The 16,071-nt window shown below is 66.1% G+C and carries 13 protein-coding genes; 8 read left to right on the top strand and 5 right to left on the bottom strand.

Annotation, left to right across the window (positions count from 1 at the left end):
• Positions 1 to 102: 102 nt before the first annotated feature.
• Positions 103 to 1,128 carry a methyltransferase gene (locus ACLJEU_RS17225; RefSeq protein ID WP_414660274.1) on the top strand — a complete coding sequence of 342 codons (1,026 nt, stop codon included), beginning with the start codon at positions 103 to 105 and terminating at the stop codon, positions 1,126 to 1,128.
• A gap of 102 nt (positions 1,129 to 1,230) precedes the next feature.
• On the opposite strand, the gene ACLJEU_RS17230 is transcribed toward ACLJEU_RS17225, so the two are convergent.
• Positions 1,231 to 2,064: a sulfurtransferase gene (locus ACLJEU_RS17230; RefSeq protein WP_414660273.1), complete on the bottom strand. Its 834-nt coding sequence runs from the start codon at positions 2,062 to 2,064 to the stop codon at positions 1,231 to 1,233.
• 92 nt (positions 2,065 to 2,156) lie between these two features.
• Here ACLJEU_RS17230 and ACLJEU_RS17235 point away from each other — a divergent pair, with 92 nt between their 5' ends.
• Together ACLJEU_RS17235 and ACLJEU_RS17240 are read left to right on the top strand one after the other, a co-directional pair.
• Positions 2,157 to 2,381: a VF530 family protein gene (locus ACLJEU_RS17235; protein ID WP_414660272.1), complete on the top strand. Its 225-nt coding sequence runs from the start codon at positions 2,157 to 2,159 to the stop codon at positions 2,379 to 2,381.
• Positions 2,382 to 2,450: 69 nt separating this feature from the next.
• Entirely contained in the window at positions 2,451 to 2,585 is a 135-nt protein-coding gene (locus ACLJEU_RS17240; RefSeq protein ID WP_414660271.1) for a hypothetical protein, read from the top strand.
• A 269-nt stretch (positions 2,586 to 2,854) separates the two neighbouring features.
• Here the strand turns inward: ACLJEU_RS17240 and ACLJEU_RS17245 are convergent, their stop codons facing one another.
• The 3 genes from ACLJEU_RS17245 to ACLJEU_RS17255 all read right to left on the bottom strand — a co-directional run bounded on the left by ACLJEU_RS17245 (position 2,855) and on the right by ACLJEU_RS17255 (position 8,412).
• Positions 2,855 to 4,297 carry a DUF1501 domain-containing protein gene (locus tag ACLJEU_RS17245; RefSeq protein WP_414660270.1) on the bottom strand — a complete coding sequence of 481 codons (1,443 nt, stop codon included), beginning with the start codon at positions 4,295 to 4,297 and terminating at the stop codon, positions 2,855 to 2,857.
• Between the two features lie 2 nt (positions 4,298 to 4,299).
• On the bottom strand, positions 4,300 to 7,419 hold the full coding sequence (locus tag ACLJEU_RS17250; RefSeq protein ID WP_414660269.1) for a PSD1 and planctomycete cytochrome C domain-containing protein: 3,120 nt from the start codon (positions 7,417 to 7,419) through the stop codon (positions 4,300 to 4,302).
• Between the two features lie 255 nt (positions 7,420 to 7,674).
• Complete coding sequence (locus ACLJEU_RS17255; RefSeq protein ID WP_414660268.1) at positions 7,675 to 8,412, bottom strand: class I SAM-dependent methyltransferase; 738 nt, start codon at positions 8,410 to 8,412, stop codon at positions 7,675 to 7,677.
• Between the two features lie 92 nt (positions 8,413 to 8,504).
• Here ACLJEU_RS17255 and ACLJEU_RS17260 point away from each other — a divergent pair, with 92 nt between their 5' ends.
• Positions 8,505 to 9,575: a ThuA domain-containing protein gene (locus ACLJEU_RS17260; RefSeq protein ID WP_414660267.1), complete on the top strand. Its 1,071-nt coding sequence runs from the start codon at positions 8,505 to 8,507 to the stop codon at positions 9,573 to 9,575.
• Between the two features lies 1 nt (position 9,576).
• The gene (locus tag ACLJEU_RS17265) at positions 9,577 to 10,356 is read left to right on the top strand and encodes a tRNA-uridine aminocarboxypropyltransferase (RefSeq protein WP_414660266.1); all 780 of its coding nucleotides are present in this window, start codon (positions 9,577 to 9,579) and stop codon (positions 10,354 to 10,356) included.
• Between the two features lie 54 nt (positions 10,357 to 10,410).
• Here the strand turns inward: ACLJEU_RS17265 and ACLJEU_RS17270 are convergent, their stop codons facing one another.
• Positions 10,411 to 10,842 carry a response regulator gene (locus ACLJEU_RS17270; RefSeq protein ID WP_414660265.1) on the bottom strand — a complete coding sequence of 144 codons (432 nt, stop codon included), beginning with the start codon at positions 10,840 to 10,842 and terminating at the stop codon, positions 10,411 to 10,413.
• Positions 10,843 to 11,247: 405 nt separating this feature from the next.
• Here ACLJEU_RS17270 and ACLJEU_RS17275 point away from each other — a divergent pair, with 405 nt between their 5' ends.
• From ACLJEU_RS17275 to ACLJEU_RS17285, 3 genes are read left to right on the top strand one after another with little or no spacing between them, the layout of a single operon-like run.
• A complete protein-coding gene (locus tag ACLJEU_RS17275; RefSeq protein WP_414660264.1) occupies positions 11,248 to 13,488 on the top strand; it encodes a response regulator in 2,241 nt (746 codons plus the stop codon).
• Positions 13,485 to 14,774, top strand: coding sequence for an ATP-binding protein (locus ACLJEU_RS17280; RefSeq protein ID WP_414660263.1), 1,290 nt, complete (start codon positions 13,485 to 13,487; stop codon positions 14,772 to 14,774). Before ACLJEU_RS17275 ends, ACLJEU_RS17280 begins: the two co-directional genes overlap by 4 nt.
• Positions 14,771 to 16,048, top strand: coding sequence for a PAS domain-containing protein (locus tag ACLJEU_RS17285; protein WP_414660262.1), 1,278 nt, complete (start codon positions 14,771 to 14,773; stop codon positions 16,046 to 16,048). The genes ACLJEU_RS17280 and ACLJEU_RS17285 overlap by 4 nt, the downstream gene beginning before the upstream one ends.
• Positions 16,049 to 16,071 lie beyond the last annotated feature (23 nt).

Raw genomic sequence — 16,071 nt, forward strand, 5'->3', positions numbered from 1 at the left:
GCGGACGCCCTCGTCCGCCCGACCGGAGCAGATCAGCGGCGCAACGCCGCACGAGAGTTGCCGCCGCTTTTCTGCCCGACCGTTTCCGCCTGACCGTTCACCATGGATCTCACCCGCCCGCCCCTCACCGACCCGCTCGAACTTTACCGTTACCGCGACGGTCTCTACGCCGCTGACCTGCTGACCGCGGCGATCACCGAGTTCGATTTCTTCACGTGGCTCGCCGCGCGGCCCGCGGACCTCGCCGCGATTTGCGCCGGTCTCGGGCTCGCGGCGCGACCCACCGACGTCATGTTGACGCTCTTTACCGCGGACGGATTGATCCGTCAGGCCGATGGACGCTTCGAACTCACGGCGATGGCGCGCGAGCATCTCGTCAGCACGTCGCCGTTCTTTCTCGGTCCGTACTACGCATCGCTCAAGGAGCGTCCGGTCGCGCGCGATTTCGTGAAGATCCTGCGGACCGGCAAGCCGGCCAACTGGGGCAGTTATCAGCACGAGAAGCCGTGGACGGACGCGATGCTCACGGACGAGTTTGCAACGACGTTTACGGCCGCGATGGATTGCCGCGGCATCTATCTCGGACCCGCGCTCGCGAAAAAACTCGATGCGCGCCACGCCACCCGTCTCCTCGACATCGCGGGCGGTTCCGGGATCTACGCGTGTGCGATCACCGCGCAGCATCCGCACCTGACCGCGACGGTGTTTGAGCGTCCGCCCGTCGATCGCATTGCCCGCACGATGATCCAGAAACGCGGGTGTGCCGCACGGGTGTCGGTCGTGGCCGGCGACATGTTTGCCGACCCGCTGCCAGACGGCTACGATCTCCACCTGTATTCGAATGTGCTGCACGACTGGGATACGGAGAAAGTGGGACCGCTGCTGACGGCGTCGTTCCGCGCCCTGAAGTCCGGCGGCACGCTGCTCGTGCACGACGCGCACATCCACGCGACCAAGGACGGCCCGCTGCCGGTCGCACGCTACTCGGCAATGCTGATGAGCGTGACCGAGGGAAAATGTTACTCGATCGCAGAGATGTCGGCGCTGCTCGGCGACGCGGGTTTCAAGGACGTGCACTACGAGCCGACCGTCGCGGATCGCAGCGTGATCACGGCGCGAAAGCCGTAGAGGGTTTCAAACGGCGGGCTGCGCCGCAGTCATCGCAACCGGGAGCGCAGGCCTCCGGCCTGCATCCGAGAGAGCGGGCGGGAAGCCTGCGCTCCCGGCCTTTCATCCCTTCGCCACCGGCCGCGCGGAATCGGCCACCCATTCGCTCCACGAGCCGGCGTAGAGATTCGATCCGGGCAATCCGGCGTATTCCATCGCGAAGAGATTCGCGCACGCGGTGATGCCCGAGCCACATTGGTGCGCGACGTCCTCGGGCTTTCGGCCCGCCAATAGCGCGGTGAACTCGCGTTTCAATTCGTCGGCGGGACGCAGCGTGAGATCGGGGCGAAGGTTCGCTTTGTAGAAACGATTCGCCGCGCCGGGAATGTGCCCCGCCACCGGATCGAGCGGCTCGGTCTCGCCGCGATACCGCTCGGCCGCGCGCGCATCGATCACCAGCGACCGGGAATCGCCGAGGCGCTTCTGCACTTCGGTCACGCGCCAGAGGCTGCGATCGCTCAACCGCGCCGGAAGAATCGCCGGCGTTGGGCGCGGCACCTCGGCGCTGACAGGCCGGCCGTCGGCCACCCACTTCGGCAGTCCGCCGTCGAGCAGCACCACCTGCGTGAGCCCGATCCAGCGCGCCATCCACCAGAGTCGCGCCGCATACTGCCCGCCGACGTCGTCGTAAGCCACGACGGTCTTCGCCGCCGTGACGCCGTGATGGCCGAGGAAATCGGCGAACGTCTCCGGCTTGGGCAGCGGATGCCGGCCGTTGCGGCCCGTCTTCGGCCCCGAGAGCGCGGTGTCGACCGGCGCAAAGTGCGCACCCGGCACGTGACTCTCCTGGTAGAACCGCCGGCCTTTCGCCGTATCCATCAAATCATGGCGGCAGTCAAAGATTACCCAGGCCGGGTCCGTGAGGTGCTGGGCGAGTTCGGCGGTGGAAACAAGCATGCGGCCAGCAAAACCGCACACCGCCCGCGAATCACGCGTTTTCACCAGCCACTCTTGCCTAGCCCGCGGGAACGCCAACGATGCCCCGCATCATGAACGCCACTCCTTCGCGCGATCCGCTCCATGGCATCACCCTGGAGCGACTGCTCACCGAGATGGTCGAGGAATTTGGTTGGGACGAACTCGGCCACCGCATCCCGGTGCGCTGCTTCCAATTCGATCCCAGCATCAAGTCGAGCCTCACCTTCCTGCGCAAAACGCCCTGGGCGCGCACGCGACTTGAAGCCTGGTATGTGGACTGGAAAAAAAGTGCGTGAGCGCCTAGCTTCAACCGCATGCCGGATGACCCGCCCCCTTCCTCCGTCGCCCGCCCGAGCCCACCGCTCGTGAAGCCTGCCGCGTCTGCGCCCGTCGCATCACCGGCGGACTCTCCGCCGGCCAATGCCCTCACGCCTGAGGAGCAGATGGCGTTATACGAGAAGGAGCTGAAGGAGACGGACTGGGGCCATCAGCCGTGCTGAGCGGGCGCAACGGAACGTAACGAGTTCGGACTCCCGCCGCTTTCAGCGGTCAGCACGACAGCGGATCGTAGTTGAGCGTTGAGGGCCGAGAGTTGAGAGAGAAACAGCCAATCCGCATCGCGGCTCCAGTGGACTCCGACTCATTGGGGCGACACGTGAGTGTCGGACACTTCGATCCGTGCAGCAAAGAGCGTAAAGAGGGAATGTCCCGCCCGATCGCTCAACTCTCAACTCTCAGCTCTCAACTTCTCTTCTCTCAGCCCGCCCCCTCACGCCATGATTCCGCTCACCACCTTGCCGGCGACACCGGTGAGGCGGACGTCGAGGCCCTGGAACTTGCTGTTGAGGCGCTCGTGGTCGATGCCCATCAGCGCGAGCATCGTGGCGTGGAGGTCGTGGACGTTGACGACATTGTCGACGGCGCGATAGCCGAGATCGTCGGTGCTGCCGTACGTCACGCCGCCCTTCACGCCGCCACCGGCCATGAACACACTGAAGCCGAGGATGTGATGATCACGTCCGGTGCCCTGCCCCATGGGCGTGCGACCAAACTCTCCGCCCCACAGGATCAGCGTGTCGTCGAGCAGCCCACGCTGCTTGAGATCCTTGATCAGCGCGGCGGTCGCCTGATCGACGTCGCGCGCGCCGGCCTTCATGCCGTTCTCGAGATCGCCGTGGTGGTCCCAGGCGCGATGATACAACTGAATCATGCGCACGCCGCGCTCCGCCAGCCGCCGCGCGAGCAGGCAGTTCGACGCAAAGCTGCCGTCACCGGGCTCCTTGATGCCGTAGAGATCGAGCATCTCCTTCGGCTCGCGGCGAAAATCAGTGAGCTCCGGCACGCTCGTCTGCATCTTGAAGGCCAGCTCGTACTGCGCGATACGCGTGGCGATCTCCGGGTCCACCTGCTCCTCCGCAAGGAAGCCGTTGAGCCGTCTGATTTCGTCCACCACCTGTCGCTGCGTGCTCTGGCACACACCGTCGGGATTGCCCACGTAGTGCACGGCGTCGCCGCGCGACTGGAATTGAATGCCTTGAAACCGGCTGGGCAGCACGCCGCTCGACCACTGCCGCGCGGAGATGGGTTGCAACCCGAACTTTCCGGCCGAGGTCAGCACGACGAAGCCCGGCAGTTCCTGCGTTTCTGCCCCGAGCCCGTACAACAGCCAAGAGCCCATGCTCGGCCGGCCCTTGATGATCGAGCCGGTGTTCATGAACGCGTGCGCGGTGTCGTGATTGATCTGCTCGGTCTGCATCGAGCGAATGACGCACAGGTCGTCCGCCACACTGCCGATATGCGGAAAGAGTTCGCTTACCTCGATGCCGGACTGCCCGTGCTTCTGGAACGACGTGAACGCGCCCCGCGCCTTCAGCACGGTGTTCTGCAGTTGCGCGAGCTGCTGGCCTTTGGTGAACGACTCGGGAAACGGTTTGCCGTCCAGCGCCTTCAGCTCCGGCTTCCAGTCAAAGGTCTCGAACTGCGACGGCCCGCCCGCCATGCAAAGAAAAATCACGCGCTTCGCCTTCACGGGAAAATGCGACTGCGCGAGCGCGCCGTTCCACCCGGGCGGACGACTCGCGCCGGACGCCGCGGCGCCCAGTTTATTTTGCAGCAGGGCAAAGGCCAGGCCGCCGAGGCCGTAGGCGCTCTGGGTCAGGAAGGCGCGGCGATTGACGCTCAGCGCGTGGCGCGTGGGATCGAAGCGGGGCATGGTCAATAACGGGTGATGACTTCCTGGGAGTTGAGCAGCACGCGGCCGAGACTTGTCCACGCGGCCAACTCAGCGGCGTCACCCGAAGGTGGCGGCGAGAATCCCACGCGGATCAACTTCTCTGCCTCGGCGACGTTCGAGCGGTAGTAGTCGCGCTGGCCGGCGAGGAACGTTTGGAGCGAAGCGGTTTCAGCCGCCCTGGGTTCGCGGCCCAGCGCGAGGAGAAACGCCTGGCGCAGCCGCATGGGATCGGTCGTGCCGGACGCGTGCACGCGCGCCGCGAAGAGCCGGGCCGCCTCGACGAAGGTCGGATCGTTGAGGAGCGTGAGCGCCTGCTGCGGCGTGTTGCTGATCACGCGCTGCGCCGCGCACTCGTCACGCGCGGGCGCATCGAAATTCGCGAGCATCGGGTGCAGAAACGTCCGCTGCCAATGCATGTAGACGCCCCGACGCCACTGGCTGTCGTCCTTGCTCGCCATGTAGTCGCGGTTCGGAAACTGCAGCGCCTCGTAATATCCTGCCGGCTGATACGGCTTCGCGCTGGGCCCGCCGATGTCCTTGAGGTTGAGGGCACCGGCGACAAAGAGCGCGTTGTCGCGAATGAACTCGGCTTCGAGCCGTCGCGGATTCTGCGATGCCAGCAGCCGGTTGTTGGGATCCAGTTCGCGCAATTCCGGACGCAGACTGCTGCTCTGCCGGTAGGTCGCACTCGTGACCATCAGCCGCAGCATGTGCCGCAAGTCCCAGCCGCGATCGCGAAACTCGCCGGCCATCCAATCGAGCAACTCCGGATGCGACGGCAGTTCGCCCTGCGACCCGAGATCGTCGACCGCCGCGCTCAAGCCAGTGCCGAAGCATTGCTGCCACAGCCGGTTCATAACCGTGCGCGCCGTGATCGGGTTGTCGTTTGATACGATCCAGCGGGCCAGATCGAGCCGGGTCAGCCGCCGGCCCTCGGTGCTCTCGATGCGCCCGGGGAGAAAACTCGGCGTTGCCGGCAGCACCACCGGACCGGACTCATCCTGCCAGTTGCCGCGCGGCAGGACGCGCACTTCAATAGGGTCCCACGCCTGCGTGACGAGGGTCGAGGCGCGGCCGTTGCGCGTGGCGCGCACCGCGGCGGCGAGTTGATGCTGGCGATCGAATGCGGCGCGATCATCCGCCGTGCTGAGCAGCCAGGTGTCCGCAATCAGATCGCGTTGCGCGGGCGTCCGCATCGCGGCATTCGCGTGCAACGCGGCGCGCAACGGTTCCGAAGCCACGGCAAGCGGATCCTCGGCGCCGAAGGGACTCACGGCCACCCGCAGCGGCATCGCCGCCTCACCGGTCACGGTCAGCACCAGCGCCTCATCCGTGGTCAGAACCTGCGGCGTCGCCAGTAACCAGATACCGGACGGGCGGCCGGGATTGTTCCCGGACGGCACCTTCCAGCCGCCGACGATGCCGAGCACATCGGTCCCGTTCTCGTAGCGCGCCTCCTTCACGGTGGCGTCGGCATACACGAATTCCAGCTTCCGCTCCTTGCCATCGGTTCCGCGGATGCTGGCGGCGAGGCGCAGGGCGTTGCGCGCGGCGGCGTTTTTCCTCTGCGCGGAGTCGCGAACCGGTTCGTCGATGACGTCGAGTCGGATGGCGGCCAAGCGTCCGGGCGACGGCTGGAGCGTCAGTTTCAAACTCTCGCCGCGTGCGAGTGGCGTGCGATGAAACACGGTGAGCTGGTCGTCGATCGCGACGGAAACACCGGCCGCCGGCTTGTTGCCCCTGACCAGGGTCGCGGTCAGCGGCGGCTGTTGCCAGCCCGCCGGCTGCTGCGCGAGCCACGCTTGGGACTCGGCGATCCACGACTCGAGCGTCGCGGTCGCGCCGGCCTCGCGCCAACGGGCCCGGGTGGTGGCGCGGTGGGCCGCCAGCGCGGACTCGGCCTCACGCTGACGGGCCTGCAGGTAGGCGCTGTCGACCTCGATCTCGGGCGGGAACGGATGATCGTTGGTGAAGCCCTCGAGATCCGGGTTCTTGGTGTAACCGTAATCGGAATACACGCCCCACTGCTTCACATCGGCGAAGAACGACTGGAGCTCGTAGAAGTCGCGCGCCTTGATCGGATCGAACTTGTGATCGTGGCACTCGGCGCAACCAAACGTGCTGCCGAACCACGCGGCGGCAACGGACCGCACGCGTTCGGCGCCGTATTTGGAAAGATATTCCTTCGGCTGCGCCCCGCCCTCGCGCGTCATCATATTCAGGCGGTTGTAGCCGGTGGCGACGCGCTGCGCGGTCGTGGGATTCGGCAGCAAATCGCCGGCGAGCTGCTCGATCGTGAACTGGTCGAAGCGCTTGTTGGTGTTGAAGGCGTCGATCACGTAGTCGCGATACGGAAAGATCCGCTGATTTTGGTCGCCGTGAAACCCAACCGTGTCGGTGAAGCGCGCGATATCGAGCCACCACACCGTCATGCGTTCGCCATGACGCGGCGACGCCAGCAGCCGATCCACCTGACGTTCGTAGGCACCGGGCCGGTCGTCGGCGAGAAACGCGGCGACTTCCTCCGGCGTCGGCGGCAAGCCCGTGAGATCAAGCGACACCCGGCGCAGCAACCGCGTGCGTGCCGCCTCCGGCGACGGCGAAATTTTCTTTTCTGCGAGTTTCGCGCGAATGAAGGCGTCGATCGGATGCGCCGCCCCGATGGCGGGCACGGCCGGTTTCACGAGCGGCGCATAGGCCCAGTGCGGCTCATAGACTGCGCCTTCGGCGACCCAGCGGCGAAACAGTTCCTTTTGTTCCGGCGTGAGGCGCTTGTGTGACTCCTCGGGCGGCATCGGATCCTGCGCGTCCATGATTCGCAGGATGATCTCACTGTCGTGCGGCTTGCCCGGCACAATCGGCAGCAGGTCGTTCTTCGTCGGCTTCAGTGCTTCGTCGCGGAGGTCGAGCCGCAGGCCCGCCTTGCGGGACTTCGGATCGTTGCCGTGGCAGTGAAAGCAGATGTCCGAGAGGATCGGACGGATGTCGCGGTTGAACGACACCGACGGCGCGGACGCGGCGGTCGGGGCCGAGGCGGCAAACCCTGCGGGCAGTGGTCCGCCAAGGGAAGCGACGAGGAGACAGAGGTAGGGCCGGAGCACGGGTGGAAATACGCCGGCAACGCAGGTCGCGCCCCGACTGCTGTCATTGGACAGGCAAAGACACGTTTGGCAACACACCCGGAGGTGCGCGGGAAACCTATCCTTCCGGGAATCACGCGAATCGACGTGACTTACTTTCGGAGCACGGGAGCAGGATGCTCCCGCTACTGCCGCCAAGCCCATCACGTGCAAAGTAGAGGGAGCTTCCAGCTCCCTCGCCGAATCGCGTGAGCCGCGAGCGACCACCTTGGACGCTCAGTCCTTGCGAAACACGATGATGTGCTGCCGGGGCAGAACTTTGAGGACCTTCTCCAGCCGGATGGGGTGCACGCTCATTTCCTTCTGCACCTGCGCAACGGTCATCTTGTGCAACGGCTTGATCGGCACGTCGGGATCCTCACCGCGGTATTCGACCAGCACGAGCCGGCCGCCGCGCTTCAACGCCGCGACCATGGCCCGCGTCATCTCGTAGGGAAAGTCGAACTCGTGATAGACATCCACGAGGAGAATCGTGTCGACGCCCGCGGCCGGCAGCTTCGGATCCTGCACGGTGCCGAGCACGGGTTTCACGATCGCGCCCACTTTCCGGCGGTTCATCTGGCTCATCAGAATGTCGAGCATCTGCTGCTGGATATCGACCGCGTACACCACGCCCTGCTCGCCCACCTTCTGCGCCATCCGCCACGAAAAATAACCGCTGCCCGCGCCGATGTCGGCGACAATTTCCCCCGGCTTCAGCGCCAGCGCCTCGAGCAGGAGATCGGTCCGCTCCTCGGTCTCGCGCTCCGGCCGCTCGAGCCAGTTCGCCGCCTGGTGCCCCATGACATGCGAAATCTCGCGCCCGAAATACACCTTGCCGATGCCGTCACGGCTGGGCTGGTTGCGCGTTTCGTAGCGTGCAGCGGCCGGCCGCCCGTCGTCTGCGGCGAAAGCCACCGATAGACCGACGCTGCAGACTGCGCTGAACCGAAGAAGAGCTTTGAGCAAGGACATGGGAGTTGGGGTGCGCCAACGAAACGCATGTCCGCGGGATTGTCCACCGTCCCAGCATTGACCCCGCGCGGCATCCCGCGCAGCAAGGCGCCATGACGTCACCCCGCGCCCTTTTCCTCGCCCTCGCCGGCCTGCTGACGCTCGGCGGCGCGCCGTTGGTTCACGCTGCGTCGGCACCGACGATCACCTATGCCGCGCAGCCCGGGCCGGGCCGGGGCCGGCATCTCGTGTTTCTCACCGGCGACGAGGAGTACCGCGGCGAAGAAGGCCTGCCGATGCTCGCGAAAATCCTGAGCCAGCGGCACGGGTTCAAATGCACCGTGCTCTTTGCGCTCGATCCCGATGGCACGATCAATCCCGACAACAACACCAGCGTCGGCGGCATCGAGGCGCTGGATACAGCCGACGGCATCGTGATGGCGCTGCGTTTCCGCCAGTGGCCCGACGCCGCCATGAAGCATTTTGCCGCGGCGGTCGCGCGGGGCGTGCCGATCGTGGCGTTGCGCACGAGCACGCACGCGTTTCGTTTTCCCACCAACAGCCCGAGCACCTACAAGCAGTACAACCATTTCGGCCGCGAGGTGCTGGGTGAAAACTGGGTGAGCCACTGGGGCGCGAATCGGCGCGGCGCCACGCGCGGCGTCATCGAACCCGGCGCCGAAAGCGATCCGATCCTCCGCGGCGTGAGCGATGTCTTCGGCGACTCCGGCGTGTACGAAACGCATCCGGTTGCCGACGCGAAAATCCTTCTCCGCGGCTACGTGCTGAAGGGCATGAATCCGCACGACGAACCCGACACGTACCGCAAGCAGCGGAAGTCCGACAACCAGGAACAGGGGATCAACGATCCCGCGATGCCGGCGGCATGGACGCGGACGCACCGACCCGCGACGGGAAAGCCGAATCGCGTGTTCTGCACCACGCTTGGCGCCGCCACCGACCTCGCCAACGAAGGCCTGCGCCGCCTGGTGGTGAACGCCGTGCTCTGGGGTTTCGAACTCGACATCCCCGAGCGCACCGACGTGCGCTTCGTCGATCCGTTCGAACCGACGCCGTATGCCTTCAAAGGATACCGTCGCGGCCTGACGCCCGCCGATCACGCGCTCGGACTGACGCTGCGGCCCGGTGCGCCGGCGCCCGCGGCACCGGCGAAGAAGTCCTAGCATGCGCGTCACCTGCTACCGCTGCTTCTGGCCCCAGTCGCTGTGCTGGTGCGGCTCGATCACGCCGATGGAAACACGGACGCGCTTCGTGTTTCTGATGCATCCGAAGGAATTCAAGCAGGAGAAGGCCGCCACGGGCCGGCTCACGCACCTGTGCCTGACACGCAGCGAGGTGCACATGGGCATCGGTTTCGATGACCACGAGGAGGTGCAGGCATTGATTCGCGATCCGGGCAACCTACCCGTGCTCCTCTACCCCGGACGCGACGCCATCAACCTTTCCACGGCATCACCGGACGCACCGCTTGCCGCGCTGACTCCGCTCGGCGCCGATTCTCCGCCCCGCCAGCTCGTGGTCTTCCTCCTTGATGCCACGTGGGCGCTGGGTCGAAAGATGCTCCGGCTCAGTGCGAGCCTGCAGCGTCTGCCCAAGATCATGTTCACGCCCTCGGCCCCGAGCCGCTACGTGATCAAACACCAGCCGAATCCCGGCTGCCTCTCCACGCTGGAGGCAACGCACGAGCTGCTGCTCGCGCTCGAACACGCAGGCCTCGATCGCTACCCGCTGCCGGAGCAACTGCTCGGGCTTTTCAAGCGCATGCAGGATTTCCAGCTGCAGTGCGCCGCGGATCCGACCCGGACCGGCTATAGGCATCGCGCTTACAAACCACCGGAGGAACGCGTCGCGTTTCAGGGACGCAGCGCCAGCCGGCGCGAAAAGGTTTTCCAGGCGCCGGTGGCGGGCGGCGGCGGACCGGCAGGCGTATCCGCGGCATCGTGACGCCGGGACCGGCGCGGATCGCCGTCGCCGCCACGAGCCGGGGCACTGCTGGCTTTACGGAACCGCCGGTGGCCGGCGTGACCGCAGGACCCGCTCAAACGCCGCCATGAAATCCAACCGCAGAAAGGGTTTCATCAGCACCTCGTGGGCGCCGAGCCCGCGGGCAATCTTCAGGCAATCGTCGGCCCGCAGAAGATCACCACCGCCGGAGACCGCGAGGATTCCGGCCGGAGACTTCATGCGCTTCATCTCGGCCATCACCTCCAGGCCGTCGCCGTCGGGCATGAGGACGTCGGTCACCACCACCTGGATCGGCTCCGCCCGAAGCACGCGCAGGGCGTCGCGCCCGGTTCCCACCGTGATCACCGCGTACCCCGCATCGGCCAGCCACTGCCGGGCCAGTTCCCGGATCTCCGGCACGTCGTCCGCGACCAGAACCACGATCGGCTCGGGGCGGGACTCGGAGTTGAACGTTGGCGACGACATGGAATTGAGGACGGCAGGAGGGTCCGGCCCAGAGGCGGCCAGCGTTGTCACGGACAAAAACCACCGTTTGGCAGGAGGAAACCCCCTAAACTACCGGAATTCCGGTAGACGGGAGGCTTTCCAACCGGAATTCGGCCGGGTGGAAGCGACGTTTGGCCGCGTTTCGGCTGCCGCCCACCGAGGATCCACCCGATGCGACCGATGAGTCGGAGCGGGCAGCGACACCGGGCCAGTTGGTTGGTAAGAGTTTCCCGCACGCCGGCCCCGGCAGCACGCGGAACTCGCCCTTAACCTTCAGGCCGCGGGACCGATTAACGCCGTATTCATTATCTCCGTTCAACCGGAGAACCATCTGACATGCACGCAGCGGCGGCCGAAGCTCTAGCGCGGAATCATCGCGTTCTGGTGATCGACGATAACCCGGCGATCCACGCGGACGTGCGCAAAATTCTCTGCCCGCCGGTAAGCAGTGCGGCGGCGTCGCTGGACGAGCTGGAGGCGGAACTGCTCGACTCGACCACGGCGGCCGGGCCGAAGTTTGAGCCCTTCGTCGTCGACGACGCGCATCAGGGGCACGAGGGCTTGGAAATGGTCATGGCCGCCAACGCCGCCGGCCGGCCGTATGCGATGGCGTTTGTCGACATGCGGATGCCGCCGGGCTGGGATGGCGTGGAGACCACGATCGAACTGTGGAAAGCGGCGCCCGACCTGCAGATTGTGATCTGTACGGCCTACTCCGACTATTCCTGGGACGAGATGCTCACCAAGCTCGGGCGTTCCGATCGGCTCGTCATCCTGAAGAAGCCCTTCGAGGCCATCGAGGTCCTCCAACTCGCGAACGCGCTGACGGAAAAGTGGAATCTGATCCAGCAGTCGCACGCCCACGCCGCCCAGCTCGAACGCCGGGTGCGCGAGCGCACCGCGGCGCTCGAGGCCACGAACTGCACGCTGCAGGATGAAATCATGCGGCGGCTCGCGATGGAGATCGATCTCAAGCGCGCCAAGAACATCGCGGAGAGCGCCGACCGCGCGAAAAGCGCGTTCCTCGCCAACATGAGCCATGAAATCCGCACGCCCATGAACGGCGTGATCGGCATGGCGAACCTCCTGCTGTCCTCGCCGCTCTCCACCGAACAGCGCGACCTCGCGGATACGTTGTGCCAGAGCAGCGAGACGCTGCTGACGATCATCAACGACATCCTGGACTTCTCCAAAATCGAGGCGGGACGGCTGATGCTGGAATCGATCGACTTCGACCTCGCCGAACATCTCGAGCTCGCCGTCGACCTCCACGCCGACGCGGCCGCGCGCAAATCGCTCGAACTGGTGATGCACATCGACGCCGACGTGCCCTCGCGCGTCCGCGGCGACCCGGTGCGGCTCCGTCAGGTCGTGCTTAACCTCCTGAGCAACGCGATCAAGTTCACCGCGGCGGGCGAGGTGGTGCTGCGGGTGCGGACCGACGGACGCCGTGACCGGCGGCCGATCCTGCGTTTTGAAATTTCGGATACAGGTGTCGGCATCCCCCCGGAGGTTCAGACGGGGCTTTTCCAACCCTTCGTCCAGGCCGACACCTCCACCACGCGGCGTTTCGGCGGCACGGGCCTCGGCCTCGCCATCTGCAAGCGTCTCGCCGAATTGATGCACGGCGAGATCGGCGTCGAGAGCACCGACGGCCGGGGTTCCACCTTCTGGTTCACCGCAGTCCTGGAGCTTCCCATCGATCCGCTGCCGGGCCCCGCGCTGGCGCCGTCCCAACTCGAGCGCCATCACGCGCTGATTGTCGACGACAACGCCACCAACCGGAAACTGCTCATTCATCTGTGCACCGGCTGGCGCCTCCCGCATCGGGCGGTCGACGGCGCACTGCCCGCACTCCTCGAACTGCGGGATGCCGCGCTGGCCGGCGATCCGTTCGACCTCGTCATTCTCGATCATCACATGCCCGACATCGACGGCCTGGGTCTCGCCGCGATGGTCATTTCCGACCCGGCGATTCCCCGGCCGACGTTCGTGATGCTCACCTCCCGCGGTGAACGCCTGTTGCAGGCGCAGATGGAGGAACACGGCCTCGCCGCCTGCGAGCTGAAGCCGATCCATCCCGAAAAACTGCGCAGCACGCTGTCCCGCACCATGGCGGCGGCGCGCAGCAACGGCGCGGCGGCGGCCCGACTGATCGGCGATGCCGTGAAGCACGTGCCCCCCGTGCCGCTTCGTCAGGAAACGGCCATTCTCGTCGCGGAAGACAATCTCGTGAATCAGAAGGTCACGCTGCTGCAGCTGCGCAATCTCGGCTACGCGGCGGACATCGTGCACAACGGCCGGGAGGCGGTCGAAGCCGTCCAGCGGAAAGCCTACGCACTGATCCTCATGGACGCGCAGATGCCGGAGATGGATGGCATCACGGCCACGCGCCACATCCGCGCCGCGCAGGCCGCGGGCGATCCCGCCTTCCCGCGGGAGCTGCGCATCATTGCCATGACCGCCAACGCCATGGCGGGAGATCGCGAGATGTGTCTCGAGGCGGGCATGGACGACTATCTCGCCAAACCGGTCCGGCCCACTGCGCTGCAAGCCATCCTGCAGCGCTATCTCCCGCCCCAGCGCGGCGCGGAAGAAGTCGCCCCGTGCGCGCTCGCCCAATGACGCCGGCACTCCAGCCCACCTTCGAAGTTCCACCCACGCCCCTCGATCGCGCGCTCGTCTCGGCCTTTCTCGAAAAGATCCCGGACTTCGTCTCCTTCAAGGACCGCGCGTCGCGCTTCATTGCCGTGAGCCACTCGCTGGTCCGCGCTCTCGGCGGTCGAAGTCCAGCCGACATCATCGGACGCACGGACTTCGACTTCTTCGATCCCGCCCACGCCCAGGCTGCGTTCGACGACGAACAGGAGATCATCCGCACCGGCCGGGAAATACTCGGGAAATCGGAAAAGTGTCTCGCCCGCGACGGCACCGTCACCTGGCTGCAGACGAACAAGCTGCCGCTCCGCAACGCCGCGGGCGAAATCGTCGGGACGTTCGGCCTCAGCAAGGACGTCACGCCGACCCGGGAGATGGAACTCGCCCTCGACGACGCGCACAAGGAACTCGTCGACGCCTCGCGCATGTCCGGCATGGCCGAAGTTGCCACCGGCGTGCTGCACAACGTCGGCAACGTTCTCACCAGCCTCAACGTTTCCGCCGCTGTGATCGCGACCGGCCTGCGGCAGTCGAAGGCCGAGAGCCTCGGCAAGCTCGGGTCGCTGCTGCGCGAGCATCAGCCGAATCTCGCCTCCTTTCTCACCGACGACCCGAAGGGCCGGCGCGTGCCGGAGTTTCTGGCGTCGCTCGCGCGCCACGCCACAGACGAGCGTGCGCGCCTGCTCCAGGAAATCGGCGCGATCCAGAAGAACATCGATCACATCATGGAGATCGTGTCGATGCAGCAGACCTACGCGACCATGCTCGGCACGGTCGAGCCCCTCGATCCCACCGGTTTGATGGAGGACGCACTCCGCATGAACGCCGACTCGCTGCACCGCCACGAGGTGCAGATCGAGCGCGACTTTCAACCGGTCCCCGCGATCCTCGGCGAGAAGGCCAAAGTCCTGCAGATCCTCGTCAACCTGATCCGCAACGCCCGGACCGCCTGCGAGGAGAGCCAGCAGGTGGAGAAGCGGCTCGTGCTGCGGATTTGCCCCGGCACCCGGGCGGATCGCGTGCGCCTCATCGTCGCCGACAACGGCGTCGGCATTCCCGCCGACATTCTGACGCGCATCTTCGCCCACGGCTTCACCACGCGCGCCAACGGCCACGGCTTCGGGCTGCACTCGGCCGCGAACGCGGCGCGGGAGATGAAGGGCACGCTCACCGTGGAAAGCGCCGGCGCGGGTCGCGGCGCAACGTTCATCCTGGATCTGCCGGTCTCCGCCGCAGTATCCGCCGCTTCATGACATCCGCGTCCTCACCGCTGCTCGACATGACCGCCGGCACGGATCTCGATCTGGAGCAGGCGCTCGTCACCGCGTTTCTCGAACACGCGCCGGACATCGTCTATTTCAAGGACCGCGAGAGCCGGTTCGTGGCCGTGAGTCACTCGAAAGCGCGCCGCCACCACCTGGAGCCGCGCGATCTCATCGGACGGACCGACGCGGACTTCTTCGCCGAGCGTCATGCCCGCGAAGCCCGGCAGGACGAGGAGCGCATCATGGCCACCGGCACGCCCGTGCTCGGCAAGCTGGAGCGCACCCAGTGGCTCGACGGCCGCGAGGGCTGGACCGAGGTCAGCAAGCTGCCGCTCTACGACGAAGCCGGCCGCGTGATCGGCACCTTCGGCCTGAGCACGGACGTCACCGCGGCCGAGAAGGTCAAACACGAGCTGGAGCAGGCCAAGCGTCACATTCTCGACGCGTCCCGCATGGCGGGCATGGCCGAGGTCGCCACCGGCGTGCTGCACAACGTGGGCAACGTGCTCAACAGCCTGAACGTTTCCGCCAGCGTCATCGCCACGAGCCTGCACCAGTCGCGCGCCGACAGCATCGTTAAACTATCGGCCCTGCTGCAGGACCGGGGCACGGACGTCGGCAACTTCATTGCCCACGACCCCAAAGGTCGCCGCGTACCCGAGTTCATCGACTCCCTCGCCAAGAACTGGATCGAGGAGCGTGATCGCATCCAGCGGGAGGTCACCTGCCTCCAGGAGAACATCGATCACATCAAGGAGATCGTCACGATGCAGCAGACGTACGCGACGATGCTGGGCACCGTCGAGACGCTCGATCCGGCGAAACTGATGGACGACGCCCTGCGCATGAACGCCGGCGCGCTCGTGCGGCACCACGTTTCGTGCGTGAAGGATTACCAGCCGGTGCCGTCCATCGTGGTGGAGAAGGCGAAGGTGCTGCAGATCCTCATCAATCTCATCCGCAACGCCAAATACGCCGCCGACGAAGGTCGCGCCGCCGAGCGCATCGTTACGCTGCGCATCGAACCGGGCGAGGCCGGCCGCGTGCGCCTGGTCGTCCAGGACAACGGCATCGGCATTCCACAGGAGAACGTGGATCGGATCTTCACCCACGGCTTCACCACGCGTTCCGGCGGCCACGGGTTTGGCCTCCACTCGTCCCTGAACGTTGCCCGCGAGATGAAGGGCAATCTCACGGTGCACAGCGACGGCATCGGCCACGGGGCCACCTTCGTCCTCGAACTGCCGGCCGCGGCGAAGTGACTTTGCCGCCGCGGCGGGGCGGC

Source organism: Terrisphaera buseokensis, assembly GCF_047521145.2.
Taxonomy (GTDB): Bacteria; Verrucomicrobiota; Verrucomicrobiia; order Opitutales; family Opitutaceae; genus ER46.